The 11985-nt window shown below is 63.3% G+C and carries 13 protein-coding genes and 2 pseudogenes; 10 read left to right on the forward strand and 5 right to left on the reverse strand.

Annotation, left to right across the window (positions count from 1 at the left end; all coding sequences use genetic code 11):
• The first annotated feature begins 94 nt into the window (after positions 1-94).
• The 4 genes and pseudogenes from XANALMUS060_RS13925 to murU all read left to right on the forward strand — a co-directional run bounded on the left by XANALMUS060_RS13925 (position 95) and on the right by murU (position 3812).
• Positions 95-1590 (forward strand): annotated as a pseudogene (locus tag XANALMUS060_RS13925) (M20 family metallopeptidase).
• A 141-nt stretch (positions 1591-1731) separates the two neighbouring features.
• On the forward strand, positions 1732-2001 hold the full coding sequence (locus tag XANALMUS060_RS13930) for a GlsB/YeaQ/YmgE family stress response membrane protein (RefSeq protein ID WP_045727976.1): 270 nt from the start codon (positions 1732-1734) through the stop codon (positions 1999-2001).
• Between the two features lie 72 nt (positions 2002-2073).
• Complete coding sequence (locus tag XANALMUS060_RS13935; RefSeq protein ID WP_045738947.1) at positions 2074-3102, forward strand: phosphotransferase; 1029 nt, start codon at positions 2074-2076, stop codon at positions 3100-3102.
• Positions 3099-3812 (forward strand): N-acetylmuramate alpha-1-phosphate uridylyltransferase MurU, encoded by a 714-nt coding sequence (gene murU, locus XANALMUS060_RS13940; RefSeq protein WP_045738948.1) that lies wholly within the window; start codon positions 3099-3101, stop codon positions 3810-3812. Before XANALMUS060_RS13935 ends, murU begins: the two co-directional genes overlap by 4 nt.
• A gap of 42 nt (positions 3813-3854) precedes the next feature.
• On the opposite strand, the gene hda is transcribed toward murU, so the two are convergent.
• From hda to XANALMUS060_RS13955, 3 genes are read right to left on the reverse strand one after another with little or no spacing between them, the layout of a single operon-like run.
• Positions 3855-4589: a DnaA regulatory inactivator Hda gene (hda, locus tag XANALMUS060_RS13945; protein ID WP_045738949.1), complete on the reverse strand. Its 735-nt coding sequence runs from the start codon at positions 4587-4589 to the stop codon at positions 3855-3857.
• Positions 4586-4870: a hypothetical protein gene (locus XANALMUS060_RS13950; RefSeq protein ID WP_152640513.1), complete on the reverse strand. Its 285-nt coding sequence runs from the start codon at positions 4868-4870 to the stop codon at positions 4586-4588. Before XANALMUS060_RS13950 ends, hda begins: the two co-directional genes overlap by 4 nt.
• On the reverse strand, positions 4867-5982 hold the full coding sequence (locus XANALMUS060_RS13955; protein ID WP_045738976.1) for a DUF2066 domain-containing protein: 1116 nt from the start codon (positions 5980-5982) through the stop codon (positions 4867-4869). Before XANALMUS060_RS13955 ends, XANALMUS060_RS13950 begins: the two co-directional genes overlap by 4 nt.
• A 128-nt stretch (positions 5983-6110) precedes the next feature.
• On the opposite strand from XANALMUS060_RS13955, the gene purM reads away from it, so the two are divergent.
• The 5 genes from purM (at position 6111) to XANALMUS060_RS13980 (ending at position 9871) form a co-directional block, all read left to right on the forward strand.
• A complete protein-coding gene (purM, locus tag XANALMUS060_RS13960) occupies positions 6111-7133 on the forward strand; it encodes a phosphoribosylformylglycinamidine cyclo-ligase (protein ID WP_200894057.1) in 1023 nt (340 codons plus the stop codon).
• A gap of 43 nt (positions 7134-7176) precedes the next feature.
• A complete protein-coding gene (locus tag XANALMUS060_RS13965) occupies positions 7177-7569 on the forward strand; it encodes a hypothetical protein (protein ID WP_235430510.1) in 393 nt (130 codons plus the stop codon).
• A 58-nt stretch (positions 7570-7627) separates the two neighbouring features.
• Positions 7628-8281: a phosphoribosylglycinamide formyltransferase gene (gene purN, locus XANALMUS060_RS13970; protein ID WP_045738953.1), complete on the forward strand. Its 654-nt coding sequence runs from the start codon at positions 7628-7630 to the stop codon at positions 8279-8281.
• Positions 8282-8348: 67 nt separating this feature from the next.
• Positions 8349-9185 carry a DUF3108 domain-containing protein gene (locus XANALMUS060_RS13975; RefSeq protein WP_052688171.1) on the forward strand — a complete coding sequence of 279 codons (837 nt, stop codon included), beginning with the start codon at positions 8349-8351 and terminating at the stop codon, positions 9183-9185.
• A 2-nt stretch (positions 9186-9187) separates the two neighbouring features.
• Positions 9188-9871, forward strand: coding sequence for a DUF3108 domain-containing protein (locus XANALMUS060_RS13980; RefSeq protein ID WP_045738954.1), 684 nt, complete (start codon positions 9188-9190; stop codon positions 9869-9871).
• A 304-nt stretch (positions 9872-10175) separates the two neighbouring features.
• Here XANALMUS060_RS13980 and XANALMUS060_RS13985 read toward each other — a convergent pair.
• Both XANALMUS060_RS13985 and XANALMUS060_RS20610 read right to left on the reverse strand, forming a co-directional pair.
• Positions 10176-10522: pseudogene (locus XANALMUS060_RS13985) on the reverse strand (IS5/IS1182 family transposase); the annotation flags it as partial.
• Between the two features lie 175 nt (positions 10523-10697).
• Positions 10698-10835: a hypothetical protein gene (locus XANALMUS060_RS20610; RefSeq protein WP_161795426.1), complete on the reverse strand. Its 138-nt coding sequence runs from the start codon at positions 10833-10835 to the stop codon at positions 10698-10700.
• 395 nt (positions 10836-11230) lie between these two features.
• Between XANALMUS060_RS20610 and XANALMUS060_RS13990 the strand changes: the two genes are divergently transcribed.
• The gene (locus tag XANALMUS060_RS13990) at positions 11231-11920 is read left to right on the forward strand and encodes a DUF3108 domain-containing protein (protein ID WP_045738955.1); all 690 of its coding nucleotides are present in this window, start codon (positions 11231-11233) and stop codon (positions 11918-11920) included.
• Positions 11921-11985 lie beyond the last annotated feature (65 nt).

Consider the following 11985-nt stretch of genomic DNA (forward strand, 5'->3'; position numbering starts at 1 on the left):
GGTAAACGACGCGTCGTAGTGTAGGAAAACCCCTACACGCAACTCCAAGCGTAGAATGGATGGATATCTGGATAAAAACTGCTGGAGTACTCCCATGGACAACGCCAAGATAGAGCGTTTCCTCAGCGAAAAATGGGACGACGACATCGTCCCGCAGTTGGTCGAGTACATCCGCATTCCCAACAAATCGCCCATGTTCGACCCCGACTGGGTCGCGCACGGCTATATGGCCGATGCAGTGGAACTGATGCAACGGTGGGCGAAGGCGCAAGCGATCCCCGGATTGCAGGTGGAGGTCGTGCAACTACAGGGACGCACGCCGTTGCTCTACCTGGAGGTGCCGGCAAGCCGCGACGCCACCGGCCACGATACCGTGCTGTTGTATGGCCACCTGGACAAGCAGCCGGAAATGACCGGGTGGGATGCGGACCTGGGGCCGTGGACCCCCGTGCTCAAGGGCGAGCGCCTGTACGGCCGTGGCGGCGCCGACGATGGCTATGCGCTGTTCGGTTCGCTGGCGGCGATCCAGGCGTTGCAGGATCAGGGCATCGCGCATGCGCGATGCGTCGTGTTGATCGAGGCGTGCGAGGAATCGGGCAGCTACGATACGACCTGCCTGCCTATGTCGATCACTTGGCGGGGCGCATCGGCAATCCATCGCTGGTGGTGTGCCTGGACTCGGGCTGCGGTAACTACGAGCAACTGTGGTGCACTACCTCCCTGCGCGGTTTGGCCAGCGGCAATCTCAGCGTCAAGGTGCTGAGTGAGGGCGTGCATTCGGGCGATGCCTCCGGGGTGGTGCCGTCCAGCTTCCGGATCCTGCGCCATTTACTGTCGCGACTGGAGGACGAGGCCACCGGCCAGATCCAGATCGCGGGCCTGCACGTGGACATTCCTGCCGAGCGGCGGCGGCAGGCACGCAAGGCCGCCGAGGTGCTCGGCGATACGGTCTACGACAAGTTCCCATTTCTGGCGGGCATGCAGCCCATGCACGAAGACCTGGCCGAGTTGGTGCTCAACCGCACGTGGCGCCCGGCACTGTCGGTCACCGGTGTCGATGGGATGCCAACACTTGCATCGGCGGGCAATGTGCTGCGCCCGCAGACGGCGGTCAAACTATCGCTGCGGCTGCCGCCAACGCTGAGCGGCAAGCACGCCGGCACGTTGCTCGAGGACGTGTTGCTGCGCGATCCACCCTGCGGCGCGCAAGTGTCGCTGGCGTTGGAAAAGTCCTCCTCCGGCTGGAACGCGCCGACGCAGGCGCCGTGGCTGAGCGAAGCAATCGCATCCGCCTCGCAGGCCACATTCGGCAAGCCGGCGATGTACATGGGCGAAGGCGGCTCGATCCCGTTCATGGGCATGCTCGGCGAGAAGTTCCCCGATGCGCAGTTCATGATCACCGGCGTGCTCGGCCCGCATTCCAACGCGCACGGACCGAACGAGTTCCTGGATATTCCGATGGGCAAGCGGGTGACCGCCTGTGTCTCACGAGTGATCGCCGCCCATCACGCCGCCAGCCTGCGCGGTGAGACCACCGGCAGCGCGGTGATGGCCGGTGGCGAACAACATGGCGGACACGGCTGCTGCTGAGGCTCACCAGCAAGGCCGGGCGAGCGGCAGCGCAACTGCACCGTTCCTGAAAGACCTGACGCCCGGCCACCCGGCATCGACGCCGTCAGCGCACCCGATCTGGCAGGATCCGGCCTCACTTCCCATGTTCGGAACGCTTCCATGCACACGTTGTTCGACAGCGATAGCTGGCTCTACATCATCCTGGCCGGCTTCGTGGTCGGCCTACTGGCACGTATCCTCGGCCCCAGCAGCGGTCGCTCCGGCTGTCTGTTCACCATCCTGCTCGGCATCGCCGGCGCCTTGCTGGCGGGCTGGTTCGGACACTACATGGGCTGGTACAGACGCGGCGAGCCGGCGGGTTTCCTTGGCGCGGTGCTCGGTGCCATCGCCGTGCTCGCACTGCTGCGGCTGTTTTCGAGCAAACGCTGAGCGGCGGGTAGCGCTCGCCAGGCCGGTGCCGCGCGTTTACGCTGTGCCACCGATGTCCACCACAGCCCGCCGATGAGTGCCAATTCCGCTGTTCCCGACGCCACCGCGACACGTGCCGCGCACCGCCTGAGCTGGGCACGGGCGGTATTGCACGATCCGCAGGCAACGCTGCAACGCGCTTCGGTCGATGCCGGCCAGCGTAGCTACTGGCGCAGCGAAGGCGCGGGGGAAAGCCGCATCGTGATGGACTCACCGCCGGATCTGGAAGACGTGCGGCCGTGGTTGCGGATGCACACGCTGTTGCACAGCGGCGACGTCCGCGTGCCCGCGATCCTGGCGCAGGAGATCGATGCCGGCTTCCTGCTGCTGGAAGACCTGGGCCAGCCGACCCTGGCGCAGATCCTCGATGCAAGCACCGCCGATGCGCAATTCGATGCCGCATTGGGCCAGTTACTCCGCTTGCAGGCCATCGCACCACCGACGGATCTGGGTGTCTTCGGCGAAGCGCTGTTGCAGCGCGACGCTGGCCTGTTCGAGGAATGGTTCCTGCAACGTCACCTGCAACTGACCCTGGACGCCGCAGACAGCGCCGCCTTGCGCGGCGTGCAACGGCAACTGATGGACAACGCGCTGGCGCAACCGCAGGTGCTGGTACATCGCGACTTCATGCCGCGCAACCTGATGCCGGCGATTGACGGTCCGGCGGTACTGGACTTCCAGGACTGTGTGCGTGGGCCGGTGGCCTACGATCCGATCAGTCTGTTCAAGGACACCACGGTGAGCTGGCCACTGGCGCAGGTGGACGCATGGCTGACGCGCTATCACGCGCGCGCCTTGCACGTTGGAATTACGCTGCCGCCGCTGGCGCAGTTCCTGCGCGACGCGGACTGGATGGGCGTGCAGCGTCATTTGAAGAATCTCGGCATCTTCGCGCGACTGAACTACCGCGACGGCAAAGCCTGGTACCTGGACAACGTACCGCGCTTCATCGGCTATCTCGACGAGGTGCTACCACGACATCCCACGCTGCAGCCGCTGCAGGAGTTGTTGGATACGCGGATCAAGCCCGCACTGGCACAGCGCGCGGAATCCGGCACATGAAGGCACTGATCTTCGCCGCCGGTTTCGGCGAACGGATGCGCCCACTGACCGAACGCACGCCCAAGCCACTGCTGTGCGTCGGCGACACGCCATTGATCGTCTGGCACCTGCGCAAGCTCGCCGCGCTGGGCATCGACGAGGCGATCATCAATACCTCGTGGCTGGCCGAACAATTCCCGCGCACGCTCGGCGATGGCAGCGCGTTCGGGCTGCGCATCGTCTATTCCCACGAAGGCGCTACGCCACTGGAAACCGGCGGCGGCATGCTGCATGCCTTGCCGTTGCTCGGCGATGCACCGTTTTTACTAGTGAACGGCGACATCTGGAGCGATTTCGATTTCACACAACTCAGTGCAGAGCCGCCTGCTTTAGCGCAACTGGTGCTGGTCGATCCACCGGCTTATGCCGCGCACGGCGACTTCGCACTATTGCCGGATGCGCGCGTGCGCAGCGACGGCGCGCCGCTGTTGACCTACGCCGGCATCGGCGTTTATCGACCCGCCGTGCTGCGCGAGTGGCAGGCGGCTTTCGATCCGTCCAGCGACCACGGTACGCCGCCACGCTTCCCACTGGCGCCGATCCTGCGCGCACACATGCACGCGGACCGTATCCACGGGTTGCATCATCGCGGCCGTTGGACCGATGTGGGTACGCCACAACGGTTGGCCGAACTGAATACCGCGTTGAAACTCGGGACACAGGGCTGCTGAAACGCTGCGCCCCTGGTGCCGCTACCAGAGCCACCACGGCATTTACCCGTTTGCATGTTCAGGCCCCTGACCTGCCCCGGATGCAGAGCGCTGCAATACCCGGCGCAGGAACGGCAGCGTCACCCTGCGCTGTGCCGCCAGCGATTCGCGGTCAAGACGCTCCAGCAAACCGATCAAACCGGCCAGATCGCGTCCGACATGCGTCAGCAACCAGTCGATCGCCGCATCCTCCAGCACCAGACCGCGCCGCTGCGCACGCTCGCGCAGCACCGCCGCACGATCAGCATCCTCCAGCGGCGGCAACGCGATGCGCGTGCACTGCGCCAGACGCGAATGCAGATCGGGCAGGCACAAGGCCAAACCGTCGGGCATCGCCTGCGCGGTGTACAGCAAGGTCACCCCAGCGCTACGCGCGCGGTTGTGGAAATCGAACAGTGCTACTTCGTCCTCGCGCTGGCCGGCGACAGCCTCCAATCCGTCCAGCGCGACCAAGTCACGCCCTTCCAGCGCTTCCAGTGCATCGCGCAAACGGCCTGTGGCGGCCTGCAAGGGCAGGTAGGCGGCGCTGCGTCCGGCCTGCTCGGCGGCGGCGCACAGCGCCAACGCCAGATGGGTCTTGCCGGTGCCGGTGGGGCCTGACAGGTAAACCCAGTCGGCCGCGACACCGGCCGCGACCGCATGTAAGTGCGCCAGCAACCCCGCAGGCGCACCGATATAACGATCCAGGCGCTGTTCCGGTGGATAGCGCAAGGCCAACGGCAGTTGCGGCACGCTCACAGCTTTGCGGGGATGTGCAAGAGCAACGCAAGGAACGTCGAAGTCTCGCCAGCGTACAACCCGCTCTGCCGATCCTGCGCATGCAGATCATGCAACAACGCCTTGCGCACCGCAGCCACCGGCAGCGCCAGCAATGTCCCACACAAGCTCGGCAGCGCCAGGGCCATTGGCGTCAGCATCGGTGCAAGCCGCGATACTCCCCACAAGCCTGCGACAACGCCTGCCAGCCCTTGCAACCCGCGCAGAAACAACACGACCTCAACTTGCGAAAACAACGTCATTTGAGACGGTACTCGGTCGGCTCGGTGTTGAGGACGACCGGCCCTTCGACCGGAGTCGTGATCGGTTGCAAGTCACTGTCGGCGCCGAGCATGCGGTTCAGTCCGGGAATGCCGCTGAGCAGATCCAGATCCAATTCCAGGCGGTCGCCTTCGGCATGGATCGGCACGATGCGCCGGACAACCGACACGTTCTGCAGTGCTGCGGACGCACGCAGGTAATCGTCGGCGTTACGGATGCCGGTGATCACCACACGATAAATCCCGGCCGGGCCGGTGCTGACGGTCCTGGCATAGTGCTTGACCAGCACATCGGCGGCGCCATCGGCACCACTGGCCATGGCGCGGCGCGCGTCGGCGTCGCTGCTGGACCACGTCGCCAGCACTTTGCCGCCATCCACGAAGGTCCAGTCCGCAGTCCAGCCGCCGGCATTGCCGCGGTACAGCTTGCCGATCAGTTGCATTGGCGGGCTGTAGCGCGCGGACGCGTTGGCCACGGCGGCGGTATCCTGACGCCAGATCGCGCCGGCCAGCGCCTGTTCGGCAGCGGTACCACTGGGCAACCCGAGCCGGTAGCCGCGCTCGATGGCCCGATCGAGCAGGCTACGCGCAGCGTTGGCCTGCTGGATGGCGACCAGACGCGGGCCGCTGCCATCGTCGATCGCCAGCCATACCACCGGCTTGGGCCGCGGCTGCGGCCAGATCGGCAGACCCAGCGCCTCGGCCAGGCTGTCCACCTCTTCGGGACGGAAGCGCGCGACCAACATGGTGCGGAAGCTCGGCGCGCCACTGGGCGAGGTGCCCTGGTCCTGGCGATAGTCGAAGCTGTCCACGACGTTCTTGGCATTGCGCAGCGCCTGGGTCACTCCGGGCCGCGACATCACGGCCCGGTCACCGGAGATCTTGCCCAGTACGACACCCAGCGCGCGCGCCAGCGCTCCGCTGCGGTCGGCATCGCTCTGGCTGTTGACCGGCACCTCGGCTTCGTAAGGACTGTGTGCACTGGCGACATCGCCCTCGGTGCGCAGATCGGCCTGGGCCAGAGCGGTCATGGCAGGCAGGCACAGCGCGAAAGACAAGAGAAAAGCAAGGCTGCGGCGCATCGAAGGGTCCAGTGCTCGGCGTATCCGGGGCGAATTGTTGCGCGAATGCAGCCGTAGCGCCAACGTGGCCTGTTAAAATCGCCATCTTTCCGCCGAACCCACCGCCCGTGACCACTCCCCCGCCTTCCGCCGCCGCCCCGTTGACCTACCGCGACGCTGGTGTCGATATCGATGCCGGCAATGCCGTCGTCGAACGCATCAAACCCTTGGTCAAACGCAGCTTCCGACCCGAAGTGATGGGCGGATTGGGCGGCTTCGGCGCGCTGTTCGACCTGTCCGGCAAGTACCGCGAGCCGGTCCTGGTCTCCGGCACCGATGGCGTCGGCACCAAGCTGAAGCTGGCGCAGCAGTTGGGACGGCACGACAGCATCGGCATCGACCTGGTCGGCATGTGCGTCAACGACGTGCTGGTGCAAGGCGCCGAACCGCTGTTCTTCCTGGATTATTTCGCCACCGGCAAGCTCGACGTGGAGACCACCGTGGCGGTGGTCGGTGGTATCGCCCGCGGTTGCGAACTGGCCGGCTGTGCGCTGATCGGCGGTGAGACCGCGGAAATGCCGGACATGTACCCGCCCGGCGAATACGACCTGGCCGGCTTCACCGTGGGCGCGGTGGAAAAGTCGCAGTTGCTCGACGGTGCCAAGGTACGCCAGGGCGATGTCTTGATCGGCATCGCCTCGTCCGGCCCGCATTCGAACGGTTATTCGCTGATCCGCCGCATCTACGACCGCGCCGGACGCCCGGCCGATCTGCAGGTCGGCGGCGTCGCCCTGGCCGATGCACTGATGCTGCCGACCGCGCTGTACGTCAAGCCGATCCTGGCACTGCTACGCGCGCACGGCGAGGCGATCCATGCGATGGCGCATATCACCGGGGGCGGCCTGAGCGAGAACATCATCCGGGTGATCCCCGACGGCCTGGGCCTGGACATCCGCGCCAGCGCATGGTCCCTGCCGCCGGTGTTCGAGTGGCTGCAGCGCGAAGGCGCGGTGGCCGACAACGAAATGTGGCGCACCTTCAACTGCGGCATTGGCTTCGTCTTGGTGGCCGCGCCCGACCAGGTCGCCGCGCTGGAACGCAGCCTGGACGCCCATGGCCTGGCCCACTGGCAAATTGGCGCAGTCGTGACGGCCAGCGGGGACGCGCGTGTCCACATCGGCTGACGCCATCGTCGGCGCGCCGAACCAGGACGCCGAGCATCTGCGCATGCTCGGCATCGGCCATTACGTGATCGGCGGGTTGACCGGCGTGTTCGCGCTGATCCCGGTGCTGCATCTGAGCATCGGCCTGATGATGCTCAACGGCCGCCTGCCTATGACTGCAACCAACGCGGCGCAGATGCGTCTGGCAGAGCAGGCACATCTGGTCGCCTGGATCTTCGTGGTGATCGCCAGCCTGCTCATCGTGACCGGGCTCAGCCTGGCCGCGGCGATGCTCTATGCCGGGCGCTGTCTCGGCGCGCGCCGCCGCCACACCTACTGCGTGATCGTCGCGGGCCTGTCCTGCGTGATGATGCCGTTCGGCACCGTGCTCGGCGTGTTTACCCTGCTGGTGCTGACACGGCCTTCGGTCAAGCAGTTGTTCGCCCAATCGGCGTGAGGATGCGCATGGCGAACATGACCACCGCACCCGCCGACCTGTTGCGGGAGCCGGGACGATGACCATCCGACTGGCCGTCCTGGTGTCGGGCCGCGGCTCCAATTTGCAAGCTATTCTCGACGCGATCACGGCGGGCACACTGGACGCCGAGGTGGTCGGTGTGTTCAGCGACCGTCCCGAGGCGCCGGCCTTGACCAAAGTGGCGCCGGCGCAGCGCTGGTCGGCCACGCCCAAAGCCTTCGCCGAACGTGCCGCGTTCGATCACGCCTTGGGCGAGGCGATCGCCGCGACACGCCCGGACTGGATCGTCTGCGCCGGCTACATGCGCATCCTGGGTACCAGCATCGTGCATCGCTTCGCCGGACGCCTGCTCAACATCCATCCCTCGCTGCTACCCAAGTACCGTGGCCTGCATACGCATGCGCAAGCACTGGCCGCTGGCGACACGGAACACGGTGCCAGCGTGCATTTCGTGATTCCGGAACTGGATGCCGGCGCGGTGATCGCGCAGGTGCGAGTGCCGGTGCAACCCGGCGACCAAGCGGACGACCTCGCGCAACGGCTACTGCCACGCGAACACCGGCTGCTGTGCGCGGTTCTGCAACTGGCCGCCGCCGGACGTCTGACTGAACGCGACGGCAGGGCCTGGCTCGACGGTCAGTGCCGGTTTAGTCCGCTGCGCCTAGATTGCCAGGACATCCTGCAGCCGTGAGCGTACTGTCGCGCCACCGCGATGGCGACCATGCCGCCCCTCCCTCCCGACTAGGCCAGCCGATCCAATGAAGCTCGCTTCGCGTCCGTTCGCTCTCCTCGTCGCATCCAGCCTGTGTCTGTCGGTGTCCATCGTCGACGCACAAACGCTGCACGACCATGCGGCGCCAACAACGAATACGCCAATCCAGGCTGCACCCGTCGCACCGGCTCCGCCTGCGGGAGAAGCGCCAACAACCGAGGCATGGACGCCACCACCACTGCAGCCCTTCGTCGCGACCTACGAAGCACGCTACAAGGGCCGGCCAGCAGGCGATGCGCGGATGGATGTGGCGCATACCGACGGCCAACAGTGGCGCGTGGACCTGGACGTGCATGGGCGCAGCGGCTTTGCCAGCATCCTCGGTTTGAACATCGAGCAGAGTACGGTGTTTACCGTCCACGACGACCACTACATTCCACAAAGCCAGAGCACGGTCAAGAAAGCGCTCTTTTTCGGCAAGAAAGCCACCGGCACCTACGATTGGAACCAAGGCGTGGCACGTTGGGACGGCGACCTGAAGGAAGACCGTCGGGCACCGATCCGGCTGGAGCCCGGCGACCAGAGCGCACTGCTGATCAACCTGTCGCTGATGCGCGATGCGCAACCGGGCAAGACCATGCGCTACCGCTTCGTCGACGTTGGCCGTGTCCGCGAACACATCTACCGCGCCGCAGACCACACCGAAACCGTACAGGTCGGCGACCTTAGCTACGACGCGCTGCGCGTTTGGCGAACCAATGGCGGCAAAAATGAGACCATCCTGTGGATCGCCAACGGCGTGCCGACGCCGGTGCGCATCCTGCAACGCGAAGACGGTCAAGATCGCATCGATCTGCGCCTGACCGAATATCAAGGAGCCTGAACATGACACGTATCGCTCGACCACTATCCGCGCTCGCCGCCGCTCTACTGGCACTGGCCAGTCTGCCGGCGTTGGCGCTGGAACCGTTCACTGCCGATTACCAGGCCAGTTACATGGGGATGCAAGCCAACGGCGTGATGACCCTGAGCAAAGAAAGCGGCAATCGCTGGCGCTACAGTTTGGCAATCAAGAATCAGATTGCCGACCTGAGCCAGGTCACCGTATTCGAAGACAAGGGCGGCCAGTTGCGCCCGCTCAGTAGCGAAGACCGTTCGATGTTCCTGATCAAGAAGAAGACGGTGACCGCCAAGTACGATTGGAGCAGCGGACAGGCCACCTGGGCGGGCGACCTCAAGCCGGATCGCCAGGGCCCGGTGAAGCTGCAGCCCGGCGACATGGATGCGCTGCTGATCGACCTGGCGATCGCGCGCGACGTCAACGCCGGCAAAACCCCGAGCTACCGCATGGTCGAAGAGGGTCGCGCAAAATCGATGACCTACCACGTCGTGGGCAAGGAAGCGATCACCGTCAACGGTAAAACCGAACAGGCGACCAAAGTCAGCCGTAGCGACGGCTCCAAGGAAATCGTGGCCTGGGTCGTGCCGAACATGCCAGTACCGGCGCGCATTCTGCAACGCGAAAACGGCCAGGATGCCCTGGACCTGACGATCAAGTCGCTGCACTGAGCGGCGCGGCAACATCGCACGACATCAACGAATGAAAGCGGGCACACTCGCCCGCCTTGCATCGGCGCAACCGCCCCGCGCAGGTTGGTTGCGCCGCTGGTATGCCACTCGGCCGCCTCACGCATTACTGCCGCGCATGATCGCGGCATGTCCTTCATCCAAATGCCGGCGCCCAAACTCCGCGGTTAATCCAGGGAAAGTCTACACACGCCCATTCCCTGGTCTTTTGCGTGGCCAACCCATTGCGTCAAAAGTCGCCGATCTCAAATTCCTGACTTTTTCAGGCCATGCCTAGAACCTGTCATCAATTGAGTAAAACGCGGGATGCGACCCAATAGATCGCGCCGAGGAAGTCGCAGGCAGTCTTGTCGTATCGTGTGGCAATGGCCGGAGACTGTTTGAGTTTGACAAAGAAATTCTCGATCAGCTGTCTATCCTTGTACAACGTCCGATCATAGTCACGCCGCACGTGACGCCCTGGTTGGGAGAGGATAACGATATATATCCCCTTTCGCTGCATCGGCTCGATGACCCTCATGCTGGCGTCATAGGCTCGGCCAGCAAGCAAGGCGCCGACCGATAGAAGCGGCAACAAGCATCGGCACCTTTCAGATCCGACGCCTGGCCTGAGATCAGATGAAACGCCACCGGACGCACTAATCATCCCGCAGGGCGTAGCGACTTGCCATTGCAAGCTGATGCCGAAAGAGACGACAAGCATTGGCCTGTCCGGGCGATTGATGACAGACCACTAGACGGCGGCGCAACAATGTCGTTCGTCGCTCTTAACCAATCCTTACAAGCGACTCGCATGGGCCGGTGATCGTCAGCGACAGCGGCGTGACGCTGCGCTGGCCATCACGCTGCAGCGGACGAACACGGCATACCTTTCATAAAGGTCCACGCACCGACCCATCGGGTTATCGAGCCCGATGAGATGCTCTTCAAAGATTTCTTTATTCATCACCCTGTCTCCATCAGGCAACGAATGCCAGGAGCCAAGGCGAATTAAGTCAGCCATGCGCGGTTACTGAACACAGATTGCATCGCCATCAGAAAATAAAAATGCGCACCATCACTTTTCGAAAAGTTTTATATTTTTTTTACAAAAAATTAAGTTGACATCAGAATGTCCCGATAGCATTTTCACCCTGCCGCCAAAATGGCATTTCACCAATTAAATGTTAATTCATAATATTTAATACGCGACTTGTCATGCATCTCACTGATTGATTGGCGGCGGAAAAAACTCTATGCAGCTCGTTAATGGTGTACCGACATCGGCGTGCAGGCTACACGCATGAATACAGCCGATGACCGTATCGATCTGTCTTAATCAATGCACCGAGGAATCTAAACATGACATGCATCTCACGTTCTCTCTCCGCCATCGCCGCAGCGGTGTTGAGCATGGCAAGCTTGTCGGCTATGGCAATCCAACCCTTCCAAGCTAAATATCAAGCCAATTACATGGGCACGCAAGCCAATGCCACAATGACCCTGACGCAGGGCGGCTCTAATCAGTGGGTCTATAATTTAGATGTCAAAAGTTTGCTGGCAGAACTCAACCAGACCACTGTATTCGATACAACCACTGGCCATTTGCGCCCGCTCACCACCGACAATGTATTGAAGACCTTGCTCAATAAGACCGAAGTGCTTGGCAACTACGACTGGAACAGCCTGCAAGCGACCTGGTCTGGCAACGTCACCTCCGATCAAACCGGCCCAGTGGCGCTGACGGCTGGCGACCTGAGTCCGCTGCTGATCAATCTGGCGGTCGTCAGTGACGTCAACGCGGGCAATCCTCTGAGTTACCACATCGTGGATCTGGGTAGAGCTGAACAGACGACCTATCAGGTGATCGACACGGAAGCGGTCAGCTTCAACGGCAAGACCGAGAATGCGACCAAAGTCAGCTATACAAACGCTGACGGTACGAAGCAGACCCTGGCATGGATCGTGCCCGACGCACCAGCTCCGGTACGGATTCAGCAAATCGAAAACGGCAAACAAACAGTGCTTCTGGTCATGAAGTCACTCAACTGAATAGAAGGCGTCATGAACAAGGCGGGCTGCACGGCCTGCCTTGTTCCTCCCCACTGCAGCGACAA

Source organism: Xanthomonas sp. MUS 060 (assembly GCF_000963215.1).
GTDB lineage: Bacteria > Pseudomonadota > Gammaproteobacteria > Xanthomonadales > Xanthomonadaceae > Xanthomonas_A.